Source organism: Acidovorax cavernicola (genome assembly GCF_003581445.1).
Genome location: NZ_QXMN01000023.1, coordinates 73,333 through 92,283 on the forward strand (window position 1 = coordinate 73,333; position 18,951 = coordinate 92,283).

19 protein-coding genes and 1 tRNA gene are annotated in these 18,951 nt (G+C 68.3%); 1 reads left to right on the plus strand and 19 read right to left on the minus strand.

Annotated elements, in window-relative coordinates; translation table 11 throughout:
• Positions 1-7 precede the first annotated feature (7 nt).
• Genes D3H34_RS18445 through D3H34_RS18455 form a run of 3 tightly spaced genes read right to left on the minus strand, consistent with a single transcriptional unit; the run spans position 8 to position 2,508 of the window.
• The gene (locus D3H34_RS18445) at positions 8-805 is read right to left on the minus strand and encodes an aldolase (RefSeq protein WP_119555568.1); all 798 of its coding nucleotides are present in this window, start codon (positions 803-805) and stop codon (positions 8-10) included.
• A 33-nt stretch (positions 806-838) separates the two neighbouring features.
• Positions 839-1,486 carry a glutathione S-transferase family protein gene (locus tag D3H34_RS18450; RefSeq protein WP_119555570.1) on the minus strand — a complete coding sequence of 216 codons (648 nt, stop codon included), beginning with the start codon at positions 1,484-1,486 and terminating at the stop codon, positions 839-841.
• Between the two features lie 5 nt (positions 1,487-1,491).
• Positions 1,492-2,508, minus strand: coding sequence for a Bug family tripartite tricarboxylate transporter substrate binding protein (locus D3H34_RS18455; protein WP_119555571.1), 1,017 nt, complete (start codon positions 2,506-2,508; stop codon positions 1,492-1,494).
• A 96-nt stretch (positions 2,509-2,604) separates the two neighbouring features.
• Here D3H34_RS18455 and D3H34_RS18460 point away from each other — a divergent pair, with 96 nt between their 5' ends.
• Positions 2,605-3,147: a cupin domain-containing protein gene (locus tag D3H34_RS18460; protein WP_119555573.1), complete on the plus strand. Its 543-nt coding sequence runs from the start codon at positions 2,605-2,607 to the stop codon at positions 3,145-3,147.
• A gap of 35 nt (positions 3,148-3,182) precedes the next feature.
• Here the strand turns inward: D3H34_RS18460 and D3H34_RS18465 are convergent, their stop codons facing one another.
• The 16 genes from D3H34_RS18465 to hrcA form a co-directional block, all read right to left on the minus strand.
• Positions 3,183-4,058, minus strand: a complete 876-nt coding sequence (locus D3H34_RS18465; RefSeq protein WP_119555575.1) for an intradiol ring-cleavage dioxygenase — start codon at positions 4,056-4,058, stop codon at positions 3,183-3,185.
• Positions 4,042-5,085 (minus strand): branched-chain amino acid ABC transporter permease, encoded by a 1,044-nt coding sequence (locus tag D3H34_RS18470; protein ID WP_119555577.1) that lies wholly within the window; start codon positions 5,083-5,085, stop codon positions 4,042-4,044. The genes D3H34_RS18465 and D3H34_RS18470 overlap by 17 nt, the downstream gene beginning before the upstream one ends.
• 5 nt (positions 5,086-5,090) lie before the next feature.
• Positions 5,091-6,068: a Bug family tripartite tricarboxylate transporter substrate binding protein gene (locus D3H34_RS18475; RefSeq protein WP_119555578.1), complete on the minus strand. Its 978-nt coding sequence runs from the start codon at positions 6,066-6,068 to the stop codon at positions 5,091-5,093.
• 50 nt (positions 6,069-6,118) lie between these two features.
• Positions 6,119-7,714: an alkaline phosphatase family protein gene (locus D3H34_RS18480; RefSeq protein ID WP_119555580.1), complete on the minus strand. Its 1,596-nt coding sequence runs from the start codon at positions 7,712-7,714 to the stop codon at positions 6,119-6,121.
• A gap of 15 nt (positions 7,715-7,729) precedes the next feature.
• On the minus strand, positions 7,730-8,590 hold the full coding sequence (locus D3H34_RS18485; protein ID WP_119555582.1) for a branched-chain amino acid ABC transporter permease: 861 nt from the start codon (positions 8,588-8,590) through the stop codon (positions 7,730-7,732).
• On the minus strand, positions 8,583-9,311 hold the full coding sequence (locus D3H34_RS18490) for an ABC transporter ATP-binding protein (protein ID WP_119555584.1): 729 nt from the start codon (positions 9,309-9,311) through the stop codon (positions 8,583-8,585). The genes D3H34_RS18485 and D3H34_RS18490 overlap by 8 nt, the downstream gene beginning before the upstream one ends.
• A complete protein-coding gene (locus D3H34_RS18495; RefSeq protein WP_119555586.1) occupies positions 9,308-10,027 on the minus strand; it encodes an ABC transporter ATP-binding protein in 720 nt (239 codons plus the stop codon). The genes D3H34_RS18490 and D3H34_RS18495 overlap by 4 nt, the downstream gene beginning before the upstream one ends.
• Positions 10,028-10,039: 12 nt before the next feature.
• A complete protein-coding gene (locus D3H34_RS18500; RefSeq protein ID WP_119555588.1) occupies positions 10,040-11,293 on the minus strand; it encodes an ABC transporter substrate-binding protein in 1,254 nt (417 codons plus the stop codon).
• Between the two features lie 50 nt (positions 11,294-11,343).
• Positions 11,344-12,411: a maleylacetate reductase gene (locus D3H34_RS18505; RefSeq protein WP_119555590.1), complete on the minus strand. Its 1,068-nt coding sequence runs from the start codon at positions 12,409-12,411 to the stop codon at positions 11,344-11,346.
• A 27-nt stretch (positions 12,412-12,438) separates the two neighbouring features.
• Complete coding sequence (locus D3H34_RS18510) at positions 12,439-13,413, minus strand: tripartite tricarboxylate transporter substrate binding protein (RefSeq protein WP_119555592.1); 975 nt, start codon at positions 13,411-13,413, stop codon at positions 12,439-12,441.
• A 32-nt stretch (positions 13,414-13,445) separates the two neighbouring features.
• A complete protein-coding gene (locus D3H34_RS18515) occupies positions 13,446-14,909 on the minus strand; it encodes an aldehyde dehydrogenase family protein (RefSeq protein WP_119555638.1) in 1,464 nt (487 codons plus the stop codon).
• A 92-nt stretch (positions 14,910-15,001) separates the two neighbouring features.
• A complete protein-coding gene (locus D3H34_RS18520) occupies positions 15,002-16,009 on the minus strand; it encodes a hydroxyquinol 1,2-dioxygenase (protein ID WP_119555594.1) in 1,008 nt (335 codons plus the stop codon).
• Positions 16,010-16,044: 35 nt separating this feature from the next.
• Positions 16,045-16,554 (minus strand): cupin domain-containing protein, encoded by a 510-nt coding sequence (locus D3H34_RS18525; RefSeq protein WP_119555596.1) that lies wholly within the window; start codon positions 16,552-16,554, stop codon positions 16,045-16,047.
• Positions 16,555-16,718: 164 nt separating this feature from the next.
• Positions 16,719-17,669, minus strand: coding sequence for a LysR family transcriptional regulator (locus tag D3H34_RS18530; protein ID WP_119555598.1), 951 nt, complete (start codon positions 17,667-17,669; stop codon positions 16,719-16,721).
• A gap of 143 nt (positions 17,670-17,812) precedes the next feature.
• Positions 17,813-17,889, minus strand: a tRNA-Ile gene (locus D3H34_RS18535).
• A 32-nt stretch (positions 17,890-17,921) separates the two neighbouring features.
• Positions 17,922-18,929, minus strand: a complete 1,008-nt coding sequence (gene hrcA / locus D3H34_RS18540) for a heat-inducible transcriptional repressor HrcA (RefSeq protein ID WP_119555600.1) — start codon at positions 18,927-18,929, stop codon at positions 17,922-17,924.
• Positions 18,930-18,951: the final 22 nt, after the last annotated feature.

Sequence of the window (18,951 nt, forward strand, 5' to 3'; positions counted from 1 at the left end):
GTGCCGTTCAGCGCGGACGGAGGCAGTCGTCGTGGCGACCGGTTCGCAGGGTGCGGCGCGCGTAGTACGCGAAGGCCGCCTCGTTGCGCTTGGGGCGCAGGATCCAGTCGTGCGCTTCACGGCCGAGCGCCGGATCGATGGGCTGGATCTCGCCTGCAGAGGCGGCCAGCAGCTGCATCTTGGCCGCGCGCTCGAACGCGATGGCCAGCACGCAGGCGGCCTCGACACTTTCCGCCGCCACCAGCAGGCCATGGTGCGAGAGCATCAGGGTGCGCTTGCTGCCCAGTGCCGTCGAGATGAGCTCGCCCTCCTCGTTGCCGACCGGCACGCCGGGCCACTTCGGCACGAAGGCCACGTCGTCGTACAGCACGCAGTTGTCCATGTGTGAAACCTGCAGCGGCACTTCGAGCATGCTCAAGGCCGCTGCGTGCAAGGCGTGCGTGTGGATGATGCAGTTCACGTCCGGTCGTGCGCGGTAGACCCATGAGTGAAAGCGGTTGGCCGGATTGGCCATGCCCGCGCCGGACTGGACGTTCAGGTCCTCGTCGACGACCAGCAGGTTGTCTTCCGAAATCTCGTCGAAGCCCAGTCCCAGGCGCTGCGTCAGGTAGGTGCCGTGGATCTCCGTGCGCGTGGTGATCTGGCCCGCCAGGCCGGAGTCGTGCCCGTTCTCGAAGAGGATGCGGCACGTCAGCGCCAGTTTCTGGCGCAGCGTGTACTCGGATGGCAACAGGGTCGTTTCCATCTCGGCATTCGCCTTGTCGATCAGGGCTTCCTTGTTGAGGGAAAAAGTGTCTTCTGACATAGCGATGACTCCCGTATCAGTGTTGAGAAAAAGTCAGCCCGAGGTTTCGAGCGTGGAAAGGTTGAGATGCGGTTGTCCCGGGAACAGCGGCTCGTAGCCCGGCAGGCCTTCGATGCGGGCCAGCCATTGCTGCACTTGCGGGTAGCGACCCAGGTCGACCCCGCCCATCGGCGACATCCGCGTGTACGGATACAAGGCGATGTCCGCAATGCTTGGTGCGGCGTCGGTGGACACCCACTGCCGGCCCGTCGCCAGGTGCGCTTCGAGGATCGCCAGCGCGTCGTGGCCTTCCTGAAGCCAATTGCGCGCGCGAGGGTCTGTGGGCGCGATGTCTTTTCGCAGCGCCAGATGCAAGCGCAGCGGGGCCAGCGGGCGCATGTGCTGCTCCTGCTCGAAGTGCATCCATGCGAGCGTCTGCGCTTGCGCGATGGGCGTCTGCGGCCACCACGGCGTGCCCTGCGCCAGGTAGAAAAGGATCGCGCCCGACTCGCTCAGCAGGCTGCCGTCGTCCAGCTCCAGCACAGGCACCCGCTTCATGGGTGCGATCGCCGTGAAGCCGGCCGACTGCAGGTCGCCGCGGTCGATCGACAGCGTGGTCCTGCGAAGTTCGATGCCCACGAAGCTCGCCAGAAGCCGGACCTTCCAGCAGTTGCCCGAACGCTGCGTGTCGATGATGCGCATGGCGATCAGTCCACCTTGGTGCCGGCGGCCTTGATGATCCGCGTCCACTTGTCGGTCTCGCTGCGCACATGCTTCGTGTACGCGGCTTCGCCCGTGGGCAGCGGCTCGACACCGATTTCAGCCAGCTTGGCCTGGAGTTCGGGGCGGGCCAGCGCACGCGCCAGGGCCTCGGACAACACCGTGGTCTGCTGCTTCGGCGTGCCGGGCGGTGCGAGCAAGGCGTTCCACGAACCGATCAGGAAACCGGGCACACCGGCTTCGGCGCTCGACGGCACGTTCGGCATGGCGGCACTGCGTGCATCGTCGGCAATGACCAGGGCCTTCAGGCGCCCGGCCTGCACCTGACTGCGCACGACGGGGATGGCGTCGATCACGATCTGCACCTGCCCGCCCAGCGCCGCGTTGATGGCTTCGGCGCCGCTCTTGAACGGCACGTGGACGATCGACGTGTTCGTGGCGATCTTGAAGAGCTCCAGCCCCAGGTGCGGTGCGCTGGCGTTGCCGGCCGAGCCGGCGTTGAGCTTGCCGGGATTGGCCTTGGCATAGGCCACCAGGCCCTTCACGTCGTCGACACGCAATGAATCGCCCACGGCCAGCACATACGGCGAGTTGCTCACCAGCGAGATGGGCGCGAAGGCGCTCGCGTCGTAGGCGAGCTTGCTGTAGATCATCTTGTTGACGACCTGCGTGCCGACCGTGCCCAGCAGCAGCGTGTAGCCGTCGGGGGCGGCCTGGGCGAGCGCCTGCGCCGCGATGTTGCCGCCGGCGCCTGCGCGGTTTTCGATGATCACCGACTGCTTGAGCTCTTCGCCCAGCTTCTGGCCCACCAGCCGCGCCACGACATCGGTGATGCCGCCCGCGCCGAACGGCACGATCAGCTTGATGGGTTTGGCGGGGTAGGCAGCCTGCGCAAAAGCGGGCCGCGGAAGCACCGCCACAGCGGCCGCGCACAACGCCGCGCCGAGCAGGGCCGCCGCAGCGAGATATGGATTTTTCCAGCGAAAAGACAGCAAATTCGACATGACATACTCCAAAAGAACCCGGCGGTACGGCGACAAATCGGTGTCGCGACTCAGGACTCAAATGTACGATAGGACTCATGTGTCCTGCAAGAAACCATGACGATTAAGTTGAAACTCCTGCGCACCCAGGCAGGAATGACGCTTGAAGAACTGGCGCAAGCGGCAGAACTCACGCGCAGCTATGTCTCCAAGGTGGAGCGTGGATTGGCGAACCCTTCGGTCGGCGTCGCGCTGAAACTGGCCAAGGCCTTGAAGCTGCCGGTGGACGAGTTGTTCGGCCAGGTGTCGACGACCAGCGCGGTCACGATCACACGGGCCGCCGACGCCAAGGCGAAGCAACAGGACGAAGGCGCGCCGCGGCTGGTCGCGGGCACGGCCCCCGGCCAGCGCGTGGTGGCGTTCGTGCTGCAGCCCGGCCGGGAAAAAGGTGCGAAGCACCTGAAGAGCGACCACGAGGGCGAAGAGCTGATCTACGTCCTGAGTGGCGAAGTCAGCCTGGAGCTCGACGACAAGACCGAAGACCTCGTCGCTGGAGATTGCGTGCACTTCAATGCGTCGGTGCCGCACCGGCTGATCTGCACGAGCAAGAAGCCGGCGCAAGTGCTGCTGGTGATCGCGGGGCCTTCCGTCACCCCGTGAAGCAGCGTGCTTCCACGATGGAAGCCTGATCCGACTTACCGCTCGACCGGCGCCCCCGCAGGCTCGAGCACGAACGCGAAGTCCAGCGTGTGGAACGACCCGTCCTGCACGCTGCCGTCGGGCGCGCGGCCCGCGGCATGCGCCGCGAATTTGCCGATCAACGAGCTGCGCACGCCGAACACCGCATCGCTGTCGAGGTACGGATCGCCTTCGCGGAAGACGTGCGTGATGAGCGTCTCGTAGCCCGGCGCCTGAATCATGAAGTGCACATGCGCGGGCCGCCACGGGTGGCGATCGGTCGCGCGCAGCATCGCGCCCACCGGCCCGTCGGTGGGAATCGGATAGGCCACCGGCGCCACGCCGCGAAACCACAGCCGGCCTTCGGCGTTCGTGCGGAAGACCGCCCGCCCCTGCAGATGGTCGCCGGGCCGCTGCACGTCGTAGAAGCCTTCGGCATCGGCCTCCCACACATCGACCACGGCATCGGCGATCGGCTCGCCGTCGCGCCCGCGCACGGTGGCTTCCACGAACAGCGGCTCGCCCACCGCGCCGGCCGAGATGTCGCTGCCCAGCTGCAGCTGCGGCGCGTTCGCCACGTGGAAGGGACCGAACACGGTGGCCTCGGTGGCCTGCGGGCTCTTCGCGTGGTTCATCGCCACGGTGAGCATCGACAGGCCCAGGGTGTCCGACAGCAGGATGAACTCCTGGCGCTGCGCGTCGCACTTCTGGCCCGTGGCGGTGAGGAACTCGATGCCGGCGGCCCACTCGGCCTCGGTCAGCTTCACCTCGCGCGCGAAGTCGTGCAGGTGGCGCACGAGCGCCGACATCACTTCCTTCAGTCGCGCGTTCTCGCACCCGGCCATGCGCTCGAGCACGGCGGCGGTGATGGTGTGTTCATCGATGTTGCGCATGGGGGTCGAGCTCCAGGGAGGAAGAAGATGCAGGCGCATGCGGCGGCATCAGTCGCCGCTGCGTCGGGAACAGGGACCAGGCCCAGCGCTGCTGCGCCCAGCCCCACAGGCCCTGCTTGAAGAAGAGCGTGGCGACGATGGCCAGCAGCCCGAGCCCCAGCAGGTACCAGGTGCCGTAATCGCTCAGGAACTTGTTCAGCGCCCAGAAGACGAGCGCGCCCACCAGCGGCCCCTCGATGCGGCCGATGCCGCCGATCACGACCATGAAGATCGCAAAGGCCGTCCAGTTCGGCGCAAAGGCCGCGTCGGGGCTGATGCGCAGGTTGCCCACGAAGTACAGCGCACCCGCCAGCCCGGCACCGAAGGCCGCCACCACGTACACCGCGAGCTTCATGCGCGCCACCGGAATGCCCTGCGATTCGGCGGCCATCTCGTTGTCGCGGATCGCCAGCAGCGCCAGCCCGAAACGGCTGCGCAGGAACAGGTAGACCAGCGACACCGCCGCCACCACGCAGCCCAGCGCCATCCAGTAGGTGACGCTCTCGCGCGTGGCGCGCTCGATGCCGCGCAGCGCCGTGAGCGTGGTGCCCGAGCCGCCGCCCACCGCCGACACGTTGGCGAAGCTGAGCCGGAACACCTCGGCGATCACCCAGGTGCCGATGGCGAAGTAGCCGCCCGACAGCCGGAAGGCGACGAAGGACACCGGCACGGCAATCAGCGCTGCCGCCAGCGCGCCAAGCGGAATCGCCACGAACGGATTGACGCCCGCGAAGTTGCCGAGCATCAGCATCACGTAGCCGCCGAAACCGAAGAAGGCCTGCTGCCCGATGCTGACCATGCCGCCGTAGCCGGCCAGCAGGTTCCACATCATCGCGAAGATGAAGTAGCAGGCGATCTCGACGAACTCGCGCATCCAGCTCGGCTCGCCCCAGAAGGGCAGCGTGGCGGCCACCGCCACCAGCACGGCCGCGGTCCAGCCCGCGCGGCGGCTGCTGCCGGTGTCGATGACGACGCGGAAGGAGGCCATCGCGTTCAGTCCAGCTGCAGCTGCACACGCGCGGCCACCTGGCCCCAGCGCTGGTGCTCGGCGCGCAGGCGGCGCGCTGCTTCTTCAGGCGTGTTGGCGACGACCTCGAGGTCCATCGTGGCCAGCCGCTCGCGCAGCTCGGGTGCGGCCAATGCCTTCGCCACCTCGACCTGCAGCCGCGCCACCACGGCCGGCGGCGTGCTGCGCGGCATCGCCATCATCTCGGCGAAGCTGGCGTCGTAGCCCTTGATGCCGGCCTGCGCCACGGTGGGCACTGCCGGCTGGCTGCTCAGGCGCTTGCTGCCCGACACGGCGATCGGCACCAGCTTGCCGTCGCGGATGATCGGGCCGACCGTCGGCGATGCCAGGAAGCCGCAGGGCACCATGCCGCCCATCACGTCCTGCATGGCCGGGCTCGGGCCGCGGTAGGGCACGTGCTGCATCTGCACGCCGGCATCGGCCAGCAGCATCTCCATCGCCATGTGGCCGGGCACGCCGGGGCCGCCCGAGGCATAGCTCATCGGCTTGGCCTTGGCCGCCGCCAGCAGCTCGGGCAGGGTCTTGATGCCGGCGCCGGGAAAGCACACCAGCTCCTGGCTGAACGACGCGAGCTGCGTCACGGGCACCAGGTCTTCCATCGGCCGGAAGGCGAGCTTGCGGTACAGGTGCGGGTTGATGGTCAGCATGGTGTCGGGCCCGACCAGCACGGTGTGACCGTCGGTGGCGCGCGCCACCTCCTGCATGCCGATGTTGCCGCCCGCCCCCGGCTTGTTGTCGACCACCACGGGCTGGCCCAGCGCCTTCTGCAGGGCCGGCTGCATCAGCCGCGAAACGATGTCGCCCGGCGCGCCGGCCGGAAAGGCCACCACCAGCCGCACGGGCTTGCTGGGCCAGGTGTCGGTGGCGTGGCCCGGTGCGGCGACGGTGGCGAGCACGGCGGCCGCCGCCAGGCTGGCCGTGAGGGATCGACGGAAAGCGTTCATGGGGATGTCTCCTTTTCTTGAAATGGGGTGCGTGTGTGCTGCCGCGTCGCCTACCAGGCGCCGATCAGGATGCCGGCCGCCAGCTCACGCTGGTTCCAGCGCGCGATGTCGTCGGGCGCGACCGTGGGAAAGCGGCGCCGCTGGCGCAGCCAGTCGAACAGCAGGCCCAGCATCTGCTCGCGCACCGTGGCGAAGGCCGGGTCGCGGCCCAGGTCGACCAGCTCGTCGGGGTCGGCCTGCATGTCGAACAGCTGCGGCGGGAGGTCTTCGAAGTGCACGAACTTCCAGCGGCGCGTGCGCAGCATCGTCATGTGGCAGCGCTCGACGGGCTGGTTCAGCGGCAGCCGCACCTCGTCGCGGAAGGCGAAGCTGTTCTCGCACACCACCAGGTCCTTGCCAGCGGCACCGGCATGCCCATGCAACAGCGGGCGCAGCGACTGGCCTTCGAGCCATTCGGACGGCTGCGGCAGGCCCAGCGCATCGAGCATCGTGGGCACAAGGTCGATGCACTCCACCAGCGCATCGCTCACGGTGCCGCGGCGCGCATCGGCCTCGGTGCGCGGGTCGACCACGATCAGCGGCACCTTCACGATCGGGTCGTGAAACAGCTCCTTCTCGCCCAGCCAGTGATCGCCCAGGTAGTCGCCGTGGTCGCTGGTGAAGACGATCAGCGTGTCGCGGTCCAGCCCCTGTTCGGCCATGAAGGCGAAGAGCCGGCCGAGCTCGTCGTCGACCTGCTTCACGAGCCCCATGTAGGTCGGCACCACGGTGTTGCGCACCTCGTCGCGGCTGAAGTTGCGGCTCACGGTCTCGCGCCGGAAGCCCTCGACCACCGGGTGCGCATCGACACGCTCGGCCTCGCTGCGCACCACCGGCAACATGTCGTCGGGCCCGTACATCGCGTGGTACGGCGCGGGCGCCACGTAGGGCCAGTGCGGCTTGATGTACGACAGGTGCAACACCCACGGTGCGTCGCCGGCCTCGCGCATGAAGTCGATCGCGCGGTCGGTCGTGTAGGGCGTCTCGCTGTGCGCGCCGGCGATGTGCGCGGGCCGGTCGGCCCAGCGCATCTGCCAGCCGCTGAGGATCTCGCCGTTGTCGCCCCGGCCCGAGTTGGCGAAGTCGTGCCAGGGGTTGTCGCCGGTGTAGCCCTTGGCGCGCAGCCAGTCGCAGTACGCATTGCCCTGCACCTTGAAGCCCGGCGGCCAGATGCCGTCGTCGCGCGCATAGGGCTCGAAGCCGCCTTCCATCGCGAGCCGGCCCACGCCCTGCGTCGGGTCCAGGCCCAGCCGGTGTGCGCCCTCGGTGTCGGCCTCGACGTGCGTCTTGCCGACCAGCGCACAGCGCACGCCGTGCGGGCGCAGGTGGTCCCCCAGCGTCTTCTGCCCCACCGACAGCGGCACGAAGTTCCACATCGTCCCGTGGCTGCTGACGTAGCGGCCGGTGTAGGTCGACATGCGCGAGGCACCGCACACCGCGCCCTGCGCATAGGCGTGGCTGAAGCGCACGCCGCGCGCGGCCAGCGCGTCGATGTGCGGGGTCTGTAGGCGCGGATGGCCGTAGCACGAGAGGTGGTCGGCGCGCAGCTGGTCGCACATGATGAACAGCACATGTTTGAGCGGCGCGGGAGTGGTCTTGTCGTTCATGTGGGGAGTCAGTCGTCAGCGTGTCTTGGGGAACAGTCCCTGCGGCCGCAGCACCAGCACCGCGAGGAACACGAGATGGCCGAACCAGATGCCCCAGCCCGGGTCGATGCGAAAACCGATCTGCTGCGCGAGGCCCAGGATCATGGCGCCGGCCAGCGTGCCCCAGAAGGAGCCCATGCCGCCGATGATCACGGCCTCGAAGGCGAACAGCAGCAGCAGCGGGCCGTCCGACGGCGACACCGTGGTGCGCATGCCCTGCAGCGCACCGGCGATGGCGATCAGCACGAAGGCGATGCCCGTGGCCAGTGCGTAGACCTGCTTCGCCTTCAGCCCCATCAGCTCGGCGATCTCGCGGTCATCGGACACCGCGCGGAAGGTGCGGCCCAGCGGCGTGCGCGTGAACATCCACTGCATCGCCGCCGTGGCGGCCACCGCCACCGCCAGGATCACCAGCGGCAGCGCACCCAGCGCCAGCGCATCGCCCAGCGGCACCGAGGCCGTGGCCAGCGCACCGACCTCGATCGCGCGCGGGTCGGCCGAGAACAGTTCCAGCAGCAGGTTCTGGATCACGATCGACAGGCCGAAGGTCACGACCAGCGAGGGCAGCGGGTCCTTGCCCAGCGTACCGTTGAGCACATGGCGCTGCAGCAGGTAGCCGAAGCCGAAGGCCAGCGGCAGCACCGCGAGCACCACCAGCCACGGCACGGCGGCGCCGGTCATCGAGACGCCGGCGATCACCGCGAAGGCGCCCAGCACGATGAAGTCGCCCTGCGCGGTGTTGGTCAGCCGCATGACGCCGAACATCAGCGACTGGCCGAGCGCGAACAGCGTGTAGAGGCCGCCGAGCAGCACGCCCTGGAGCAGGGTTTCAAGCATGGGCGTGCTCCTCGATGCCGACGATGCCGAAGTAGGCCTGCGAGATCTGTTCGGGCGTGAGGTCGTCCGAACGCCCCGTGAGCGACACGCGCCCGTCCTGGAAGCAGTACACGCGCTGCGACACCTCCCGCGCCATGCGCACGTCCTGCTCCACGATCACGACCGTCATGCCCTCTCCGGTGATGGCCGGCATGGCCGCATAGATCTCGCGGATGACGATCGGCGCGAGGCCGAGCGAGAGTTCGTCGCACAGCAGCACCTCGGGGTTGCTCATGAGCGCGCGGCCCAGTGCCACCATCTGCTGCTGCCCGCCCGACAGCGAGGTGGCGGGCTGGCGCCGCTTCTCGGCCAGGATGGGGAACAGGCCGTACAGGCGCTGCAGGTTCCACGGCCCCGCGCGACGCGGCGTGGCGCCCATCAGCAGGTTCTCTTCCACGCTCAGGCTCGGGAACAGGCGCCGGCCTTCCGGCACCATCGCCAGGCCGCGCCGCACGATCTCGCCGGGCGGCAGGCCGCCGACGGCCTCGCCCTTGAAGCGGATCGCCTCGGACGGCGCGCGCAGCAATCCGGTGAGGCTCTTGAGGAAGGTCGACTTGCCCGCGCCGTTGGCGCCGATGATCGCCACCAGCTCGCCCGCCGACAGCGTGAAGTCGATGCCGAACAGGGCCTGCGCATCGCCGTAGAAGGCTTGCAGGTCGTGGGTGTGGAGCAGCGCGGTCATGCCTCGATCCCCATGTACACCCGCCGCACCTCCGGGTCGTTCATCACGGCGCGCGGTGCGCCTTCCGCCAGCTGCTGCCCGAAGTTGATGACGAACAACCGGTCGGCCAGCGACAGCAGCGCGTGCACCACATGCTCGATCCAGATCATGGTCACGCCGCGTGCCTTGATGCGCTTGAGCTCCGCCACCAGCACGGCAGCCTCGGGCTCGGTGAGCCCGCCGGCGATCTCGTCGAGCAGCAGCAGGCGCGGCTTCGTCGCGAGCGCACGTGCCAGCTCCAGCCGCTTGCGGTCGAGCAGCGTGAGTCCGCCGGCCGGCTTGTTGGCGTGCGGCGTCAGGCCGGTCTGGCCCAGCACCTCGTGCGCCGTCTCCCAGGCCTCGCGCTCGGCCTGCTGGCCGCCGAAGCAGGCGGCGGTGACGAGGTTCTCGAACACGCTCATGTGGCCGAAGGGTTGCGGCACCTGGTAGCTGCGGCCGATGCCGGCGCGGCAGCGCTGGTGCGGGCGCAGCCGCGTCACGTCGCGGCCCGCGTATTCCACGCGGCCGGCGTCGACGCGCGCGTCGCCCGAGATCAGGTTGAACAGCGTGGTCTTGCCCGCGCCGTTGGGCCCGAGGATGCCCAGCGTCTCGCCCTCGGTCACCGCCAGCGTGATGCCGTCGGTGACCTTGAGCGCCCCGAAGGACTTGCTCACGCCATGCAATGCCAGCAGCGTCATCGCAGCGGTCACTCAGAGCAGGCGCAGCGCGCCGCCGGTGGGAATGGCCTTCGCGGCCTCGTTGTTCACCAGGGTCAGCTCGAACTTGCGCTGCTTGCCCTTGCCCCACTGGCCGAGCACCAGCGGCGTCTTGCTGACGTTCTTGAACGGGCCCTGGCCGCCCCACTTCACCGGGCCGACCACGGAGTTGATCGAGGTCGCGGCCACGGCGTCGCGCACGTCGCCCGCCTTGAGCGACTTCGAGCGCGACAGCGCGTTCGCCGCCACCTCGAACAGCGCATGCGCGAAGCCGATGGGCTGCGTCCACTGCTTCTTCGTGCCGGCCTCGTAGGCTTCGGCCAGCGCCTTGGCGCTCTGCTGCGTGAGGCTCGACGTGAACGGGTGCGACGGGCTCCACCACACCTCGGTCGAGAGGCCATCGCCCAGGTCGCCCAACGCCTCGATGGCGCCCGGGAACAGCAGCGCCTTGCCGAGCGTGATCACCTTGGGCTTGAAGCCCTGCTGCCGCGCCTGCGTGAGGAAGGTCTTCGCATCGGGCGGGATCACCACGCCGGTGACGATCTCGACGTTGTCGCGCTTGAAGGCCGCGATCTGCGCGCTGAAGTCCTGCGTGCCGTTCTGGAAGCGGCCGGGGTCGGTGAGCGTGAAGCCCATCTGCGCGAGCGGCTTGGGAAAGCCCAGCTCCTTGTCGCCCCAGGCGTTGCCGTCGCCGTCGTTGGGGAACAGGCCGCCGACCTTCTTGTTGGTGGCCACCGTCTTCCAGCCGTTGGTGAAGGTGGCGATGACGTCCTCGAGGCCCCAGAACAGGTGGTACGTCCAGTTGAAGCCCTTGGCCGGATCGCCCTTGCGGCCGAAGAACCAGGGCTGCCACGGCACCACGCTGGAGATGCACGGCACCTCGTTGAGCTCGCAGGCATCGCTGACCGGGTTGGCGGTCTCGGGCGTGCCGGCCGTGAGCACGAGCGCGACCTTGTCCTTCAGGATCAGGTCGTTGGCCACTTCGCCCGCGCGGTTGGGGTTCGACTGGCTGTCCTTCAGCACGATCTGCACAGCGTACTTTTTTCCGCCCACGCTGACGCCGTCCTTGAAGGCGGTCTTCATCTGCTCGATCACCCACTTGTCGGCCTCGCCGAAGGGCGCGAGCGGGCCGGTCTGCGGCGACACGTAGCCGATCTTCAGCGTGTCGGCGGCGAACACCAGCGGCGCAGCGCCTGTGGCGGCGAGCGCGGCGGCGGCTTGCGTGAACTGTCTGCGGTTGAATGTCATGGTTGTCTCCTTCGTTGTTCGTGTGTCTCTGTGCCTGTCCGCGCCGCAGGTCAGGCCGGCGGCTCGCCGTCGAAGGCGCGCTGCAGGAGCGCGCGGATCGCATCGCGCTCGGCCGGGCCGAAGGGCCGCGGGTTCCAGTACGGGTTGGCGACGGCGATGTCCGCCGCGCGGTCGAGGTCGGCGGCGCGCATGCCGATGTCCTTCAGTGCCACCGGCGCGCCGTTGTCGCGTGCCAGTGCATAGACCGCCGCTGGCGCCGACACCCCGCCAAGCGCGCGCGCGATGCGTTCCATGGCACGCGGCGCGGCGTCGGCGTTGAACGCGAGCGCATGCGGCAGCACCACCGTGTGCACTTCGGCATGCGGCAAATTGAAGCTGCCGCCCAGCGTGTGGCACAGCTTGTGGTGCAGGGCCATGCCCACCGCACCGAGCACACCGCCGCACAGCCACGCGCCATACAGCGCATCGGAGCGCGCCGCCAGGTCGTCGGGCTGCGTGCGGATGGCGGGCAGCGCGCGTGCGAGCGCGGCGATGCCCTCCTCGGCCATCAGGTCCATCACCGGATTGCTATCCTGCGCGTACAGGCCTTCGGCCGCATGCGCGATGGCGTTGATGCCGCTGGTCACGCTCAGGCCCACGGGCAGCGTGCGCGACAGCTCGGGGTCGTAGATCACCGTGCGTGGCAGCACGCGCGGGTCCTTGCCGGTCTTCTTCAGGCCGTTCTCGGTGAGGCCGTAGATCGGCGTCATCTCGCTGCCCGCGTAGGTCGTGGGAATGGCGACGATCGGCAGCCCGGACTCCAGCGCAATGGCCTTGCCCAGCCCCGTGGTGGAACCGCCGCCCAGCGCCACGGCGCAATCGGCACCGAGCTGGCGCGCCAGGTCGCGGGCTTCGCGCGCGGTCTCGACGGGCACGTGCATCACGGCCCGATCGAACAGACCGGCCGCCTGCGCACCGAGCGAAGCCGCCACGCGTTCGGCCTGCGGGCGCTGCTCGGGCGTGCACAGCACCAGCGCCCGCTTCGCGCCCAGCGCATCGATCTCGCGCGCCAGGTGGCGCAGCGAGCCCGCGCCGAACACCACGCGCTGCGGGTGGGTGGTGTGGATGAAGTCGTGCATGGCGCGCTTCTCTTTCTTTCTCTTTGCCTATTCGAGGCTCAGGCGGCGCTCGCGCACCAGCCGGGCCCACTTGTCCTGCTCGGTGCGCAGCACGGCGGCGAACTGCTCGGGCGTGTTGGCGATGCCCGTCAGGCCCTGCTCGCGCAGCCGCTGCTGGAAGGCAGGCTCGGTCACGACCTTGCGCACCTCGGCCTGCAGCCGGTCGACCACCGCGCGCGGCGTTCCCGCCGGGGCGAGCAGGCCGACCCAGGAGTTCACCTCGAAGCCGGCGTAACCGCTCTCGGCCACGGTCGGCACGTCGGCATAGGCCGGCACGCGCTGCGCGCCGGTCTGGGCCAGGGCGCGCAGCCGACCCGCGTTGACGTGCGGCTGGGCCAGCACGGCCGAGAGGAACATCATCTCGACCTGTCCGCCCAGCAGGTCCTGCTGGGCCGGGCCGCCGCCGCGGTAGGGGATGTGCGTGACGAAGGTGCCGCTCACGGCCTTGAAGTACTCGGCCGTGAGGTGGTTGCTGGAGCCCGGGCCGACACTGGCGTAGTTCATGCGCCCCGGCTGCGCCTTGAGCAGGCCGACGAAACGCGTGAAGTCCTGGGCCTGGACCTTCGGTCCGACCACCAGCACCAGCGGGTTGCTCGCGACCTGGGTCACGGGCTGCAGGTCCTTCGCGATGTCGAAGCTCAGCTTCGGATAGACCAGCGGATAGGTCGCGTAGCTGTCGAACACCATCAGCAGCGTGTGGCCGTCGGGCGCCGCGCGCGCCACCTCGGCCGCCGCCAGCGTGCCGCCGGCGCCGCCGCGGTTGTCGACGATCACGGTCTGGCCCAGCGCGGCCTGCAGGCGCGGCTGCAACTGGCGCGCGACGGTGTCGACGATGCCGCCCGGCGGGAAGCCGACGACCAGCCGCACCGGCTTGGCGGGCCAGGCCGGTGCCTGGGCCTGGGCGGCCACGCCCCACAGCAAGGTGCAGGCGACCAGGGCCCGGGACAGGAGGGAGAAGGACATCGTGTGCGCCCGTCGGGTGGACATGGAAGCGTTCAGCGCACGAAGTGCGGCGGGATCTGCGCGTCGACGTTGACCCACACGCTCTTGACCTGCGTGTACTCGCGCATCGCGTCGAAGCCCATCTCGCGGCCGTAGCCGCTCTGGCCCACGCCGCCGAAGGGCGAGCCGGGGTTCACGCGCTTGTAGCTGTTGATCCAGACCATGCCGGCGTGCAGGTCGCGCGCCACCTTGTGGGCGCGCTGCAGGTTGTTCGTCCACAGGCCGGAGCCTAGGCCGTAGTCGGTGCCGTTGGCGATCTGCATCGCCTCTTCGTCACTTTTGAAGGTGAGCACGGTGACGAAGGGGCCGAACACTTCTTCCTGTGCGACACGATCGAGGTACGACTTCGCGCGCACCACGGTCGGCTCGACGTAGCAGCCCTGTGCCAGGTCGCCACCCGGCGAGCGGCCGCCGGCCAGCACTTCGCCGCCCTGCCCCTGCGCCACCTCGACATAGCTCAGCACGCGGTCGCGGTGCTGGGCACTGGTGAGCGGGCCCATCTCGGTGTTCTCGTCGAGCGGATTCCCGAGGCGGATGGATTTCGCGAGCGGAATGAACTGCTCGAGGAAGGCGTCGGCGATCTTCTCGTGCAGCATCAGCCGCGAGCCCGCGATGCAGGCCTGCCCCTGGTTGTGGAAGATGGCCCAGGCGCTGCCGTTCACGGCCGCTTGCAGGTTCGCGTCCTCGAACACGATGTTCGGGCCCTTGCCGCCGAGTTCGAGCTGCACCTTCTTCAGGTTGCCCGCACTGGCCTGCACGATGCGCCGGCCGGTGGCGGTGCTGCCGGTGAAGGCGATCTTGGCGATCTCCGGGTGCTCGGCGATGTACTGGCCCGCCACGCTGCCCAGGCCCGGCAGCATGTTGACCACGCCGGGCGGCACGCCCGCCTCGGTCATCAGCTCGGCGATGCGCAGCGAGGTGAGCGGCGTGATCTCGGCCGGCTTCATCACGATGCAGTTGCCGGCCGCGAGCGCGGGCGCCATCTTCCAGCTCGTGAACATGAGCGGGAAGTTCCACGGCACCACCTGCCCGACGATGCCGACCGGCTCGCGCAGCGTGTAGTTGAGAAAGCCCTCTTCCACAGGAATGGTCTCGCCCTGGAACTTGTCCGCCATGCCGCCGAAGTAGCGGAAGCACCCAGCCGTGCGCGGCACGTCGAGCCGGCGCGAGTCGCGGATCGGATGGCCGGTGTCCAGCGATTCGAGCCGCGCGAGCTCCTCCCCGTTGGCTTCGATGAGGTCGGCGAGCTTCAGCAGGATGCGGCCGCGATCGGCGGCGGCCATGCGGCTCCATTTCGGAAAGGCGCGCTTCGCGGCGGCCACGGCCTTGTCGACGTCGGCCTTGCCGGCCAGCGCGACCTGGGCGATGGGCGTGTTGTCGTGCGGGTTCAGCGTGGCGAGCGTCTCGCCGGATTCGGCGTCGACGAAGCGGCCGTCGATGAAAAGCTGGTGGCGGATGGAAAGAGCGGGCATGGGTTCTCCTCGCCCTCCCCGCGCGGGGAGGGCTGGATGGGGATCGGAAAAGAAGAAAAAGGCGGGCGGGCCGGCGGTCAGAAGCTGACCGGGATCTCCGGGCTCTCGCCCTTCTGGATCTCGTAGACCAGGCTCGGCGAGCCGTTCTCCCACACCAGCAGCATCGAGCGCTTGGGGCTGAAGCCCTGGTGGCGGCAGTAGGCGGGCATGGCGGCCATGTCGCCGGCCTTCATGATCACGCGGGCCATGGGCTTGCCGGTGTTCTTGTCGCCGCAGTCCCAGTGGATCTCGTCGGTCATCTGGAAGAACCACTCGACGCGGTCGTTGCCGTGGATGATCGGCAGGATGTGCTCTTCGGTCGTCGGGCACATGAAGCTGTGCTTCACCACCGAGGTGAAGCTCGGGTTCCAGGTGACCTGCGAACGGCTCAGGAAGCCGAAGAGATTGAAGGCATGCACCTCGTTCTCGAAGCCGGGCTCGGGGTGCAGCTCGGGCTGGCCCTGCGGCACGTCGGCGAAGGCGCGGTTGATGGGCGCGCCGCGCTCGTCGCTGCGCAGGTCGAGGTCGCCCTTCAGGCCCACGCAACGCTTGGCCAGCTCGCGCGCCCGGGTGATCTTGGCGGTGTTGTTGCCGTTCTTGCGGCCGTAGGGCGAGCCGGTTTCCTGCGGCGCGGCGAAAGGGTCGAAGCTCTCGTTGGTCCAGTCGTCGAGCATGGCCTCGAAGGTGGCGCGGATCTGCGCCGTGGGGAAGTTCTCCAGCAGGTCGATGCCCGCGTCCTTCATCGTGCCGTTGAAGCTGCCGGCGTACAGGTCGACCGACTCGTAGTGGTTGACCGTGCCGAACACGTCGTCGAAGTTGACCCAGCCGTAGAAGAAGCCCCAGGCCACGTCGCGCATCAGCGCGCGCAGGTAGTTGCCGGCGTCCATCGTGTGGCTCATGGGACGGCCGTCGCGCGTCTTCCAGTTGATGTGGACGAAGTACTCGTCGCGGCGAAAGCCGAAGCTGCCGAGCGAGAAATCCTTGTAGCCGAGGGTGGCGTCGGGCTGCGATGCGATGACCTTGGCGAGTTCTGCGGGTGCGTTCATGGTGTGGCTCCTGGGTTCGGGTGCGTTCGGTGCAGTCAGTGCGTCTGGCAGATGTCGGCCCACTTCTCGACCGACAGATCGCCCTTGCAGGTCTGCAGCACGATCACACCGGGCTCGCCGGCCACGCGGAACTGGTAGGCCGTGTTCTTCGGCAGCAGGCCCTGGTGGCCGCGCGAGAGCTTCATCCAGCCCATCTTCTTGCCCTTGGGCTCGCCTTGCACGAGCACGGCACCGTTCTTCTCGGTGTCCGCCACGGTCTGGCTGGCATCGAGCTGCACGAGGTGCACTTCGACATCGCCGTCCATCACCAGCGCGAACTCGTCGTGCGCACTCGTGTACCAGGGCGAGGTGCCTTCGGCGCGCAGCGTCTCCAGCACGTAGATCTGGTTCTGGCCGAACACGACCTTCTCGTAGGGCTTGCTGAGGCTGGCGATCTCGAAGCAGTTGGAGAACGCGTAGTGGCGCACGTCGTCGTCGATCGGCTCGACGTGGCCTTTCTCGAAGTGCTTGAGGGACCCGAAGCGGGTCTGGTATGCAACGGTCATGGGTGTCTCCTGAGGTGCCGGACGATGCAGCGTGGCTGCTGCGATGCCTGCACTTTAGGAAACGGAGGGCGACAGCGGTAGGCCCGAAACGCGGGCCGCATTGTTCGGCAAATCCGTTCAATGCACAGGGTTTACCCCGGAACGGGCCGTGCCCGGCAACCGCCTCAGGCGTCCCAGATCAGGCCCGGCGGCAGCAGGCCGCGTTCGATCATGGCCGCGTCCCACGGCGGCACCTTGGAGAAGGCCTGGGTCAGGTGTTCGATGAACAGCCGCAGCTTGAATGCATTGCGCGAGGTGCCCGCGTACACCGCGCTGAGCGAGAACGACGACAGCTGGTGCGCCGGCAGCACCACCTCCAGCTCGCCGCGCAGGATCGCCTCGCCGGCCACCAGCGTCGGCAGGCAGACGATGCCGGCATGCTCCATGGCGTACTCGCGCAGCAGGTGCACGCTGTTGGTGAGCAGCGCCGCGCTCATGTACAGCGTGACTTGCTCGCCGGCGTGGTGGAAGGTCCATCGGTCGCGCGTGGGGTAGCCCGAGTACAGGCCGAGCGTGTGCTTGTGCAGATCGCGCGGGCTCGCGGGCCGCCCGTGCGCGCCCAGGTACTCGGGCGTGGCGCAGAACACCCGCCGCACCGGGAACAGCGGGCGCGACACCAGCTCGGTCGACGCCGCCGGAAAGATCTGCAGCGCGCAATCGACACCCGCCTTCACCGGATCGACCACCGCATCGCTCACGATGAGCTCGAGGTGGATGTCGGGAAAGCTCACCTGGAAGGCGCGCAGCAGCGTGGCGAAATGCCCCAGCACGAAGCCTGTGAGCGCATGCACGCGCAGCGTGCCGGTGGGCCCGTCCTTCGCGTCGCGCATCTGGTCCATGATGTTGTTGGCCCGCCCGACCAGATCGACGCAATCGCGCAGGAAGGCCTGCCCCACGTCGCTGAGCCGCACCACGCGCGTGCTGCGGTGGAACAGCGGCGCGCCGACATGGTCTTCGAGCTGCTTCACGCGGCTGGTCACCACGGACTTCGACACCCGCATCTGGCGCGCGGCCTCGGCAAAGCTCTGGGTCTGCGCGACGCGCACGAAGGTCTCTATGTTTTCGAGGCGGTCCATGGGTCACGCAATGTAGCGGGTCCGCGGCGCGGCACGTTGGACGGGCCTCCAGGCCCTTGCATCGAATGCATTTCGCCCCCAAAAGCAAAAGAGCTTGCTATCCATTGGATAGCAAGCTCTTCTACTGAAACAACACTTGTGAGTGGTAGGCCGTGATGGGCTTGAACCATCGACCAACGGATTATGAGTCCGCTGCTCTAACCAACTGAGCTAACGGCCCACGCGGGCCCGATTCTATGCGCCGCGCGCGGGCTACTTCCGGTAGCTCAGCGCATTGCCCACCAGCCGCGACGTGATGTCGACGATCTGGATCATGCGGTCGTACGGCATGCGGGTCGGCCCGATCACGCCCAGCGTGCCGACCACCTGGCCGTCGACCTCGTAGTTGGCGCTGACGATGGACAGTTCCTCGAAGGGCACGACCTGGCTTTCGCCGCCGATGAAGATGCGCACGCCCTCGGCCTTGCTCGACACATCGAGCAGCCGCATCAGCTGGGCTTTCTCCTCGAAGAGCTCGAAGGCACGCCGCAGCTGCCCCATGTCGCTGGAGAAATCGGTCACCGACAGCAGGTTGCGCTCGCCGGAAATCACGACGTCATCGGCCTGGGCCTCGGTGAGCACTTCGGAGCTGACCTGCACCGCGGCCTGCATCAGCGCAGCGATTTCACCGCGCAGCTTCTCGACCTCGGACTGCAGCCGGTCGCGCACCTGCTCGATCGTCAGGCCCGCGAAATGCGCGTTGATGTAGTTCGAGGCCTCGACCAGTTGCGACTGCGAATAGTCGGTCTCGGGGAAGATCACGCGGTTCTGCACATCGCCGTCGGGCGACACGATGATCACCAGCAGCCGCCGCTCCGACAGGCGCAGGAATTCGATCTGCTTGAACACCGAAGCGCGCCGTGGCGCCATGACGACACCCACGAATTGCGACAGGTTCGACAGCAGGTGGGCCGCGTTGGCGATCACCTTCTGCGGCTGGTCGGCCGCCAGGCTGGGCGCGCTCATCTGCTCGCGCTGCGCGGTCAGCATGGTGTCGACGAACAACCGGTAACCGCGCGTGGTCGGCACGCGCCCAGCCGAGGTGTGGGGGCTGGCGATGAGCCCCAGCGCCTCGAGGTCGGACATGACGTTGCGGATGGTCGCGGGCGAGAGGTCCAGCCCCGACGAACGCGACAGCGTGCGCGATCCGACGGGTTGCCCATCGGCGATGTAACGCTCGACGAGCGTCTTCAACAGCAACTTGGCGCGGTCGTCCAGCATTGCAAGATTTTAGTGTTGTAAT

Coding starts and splice junctions, on each gene's coding strand:
- D3H34_RS18525 (WP_119555596.1), bottom strand. CDS start 16,554: ATGACCGTTGCATACCAGACCCGCTTCGGGTCCCTCAAGCACTTCGAG.
- D3H34_RS18450 (WP_119555570.1), bottom strand. CDS start 1,486: ATGCGCATCATCGACACGCAGCGTTCGGGCAACTGCTGGAAGGTCCGG.
- D3H34_RS18475 (WP_119555578.1), bottom strand. CDS start 6,068: ATGAACGCTTTCCGTCGATCCCTCACGGCCAGCCTGGCGGCGGCCGCC.
- D3H34_RS18500 (WP_119555588.1), bottom strand. CDS start 11,293: ATGACATTCAACCGCAGACAGTTCACGCAAGCCGCCGCCGCGCTCGCC.
- D3H34_RS18465 (WP_119555575.1), bottom strand. CDS start 4,058: ATGCGCAACATCGATGAACACACCATCACCGCCGCCGTGCTCGAGCGC.
- D3H34_RS18470 (WP_119555577.1), bottom strand. CDS start 5,085: ATGGCCTCCTTCCGCGTCGTCATCGACACCGGCAGCAGCCGCCGCGCG.
- D3H34_RS18505 (WP_119555590.1), bottom strand. CDS start 12,411: ATGCACGACTTCATCCACACCACCCACCCGCAGCGCGTGGTGTTCGGC.
- D3H34_RS18520 (WP_119555594.1), bottom strand. CDS start 16,009: ATGAACGCACCCGCAGAACTCGCCAAGGTCATCGCATCGCAGCCCGAC.
- D3H34_RS18490 (WP_119555584.1), bottom strand. CDS start 9,311: ATGACCGCGCTGCTCCACACCCACGACCTGCAAGCCTTCTACGGCGAT.
- D3H34_RS18480 (WP_119555580.1), bottom strand. CDS start 7,714: ATGAACGACAAGACCACTCCCGCGCCGCTCAAACATGTGCTGTTCATC.
- D3H34_RS18455 (WP_119555571.1), bottom strand. CDS start 2,508: ATGTCGAATTTGCTGTCTTTTCGCTGGAAAAATCCATATCTCGCTGCG.
- D3H34_RS18495 (WP_119555586.1), bottom strand. CDS start 10,027: ATGACGCTGCTGGCATTGCATGGCGTGAGCAAGTCCTTCGGGGCGCTC.
- D3H34_RS18485 (WP_119555582.1), bottom strand. CDS start 8,590: ATGCTTGAAACCCTGCTCCAGGGCGTGCTGCTCGGCGGCCTCTACACG.
- D3H34_RS18445 (WP_119555568.1), bottom strand. CDS start 805: ATGTCAGAAGACACTTTTTCCCTCAACAAGGAAGCCCTGATCGACAAG.
- D3H34_RS18460 (WP_119555573.1), top strand. CDS start 2,605: ATGACGATTAAGTTGAAACTCCTGCGCACCCAGGCAGGAATGACGCTT.
- hrcA (WP_119555600.1), bottom strand. CDS start 18,929: ATGCTGGACGACCGCGCCAAGTTGCTGTTGAAGACGCTCGTCGAGCGT.
- D3H34_RS18510 (WP_119555592.1), bottom strand. CDS start 13,413: ATGTCCTTCTCCCTCCTGTCCCGGGCCCTGGTCGCCTGCACCTTGCTG.
- D3H34_RS18530 (WP_119555598.1), bottom strand. CDS start 17,669: ATGGACCGCCTCGAAAACATAGAGACCTTCGTGCGCGTCGCGCAGACC.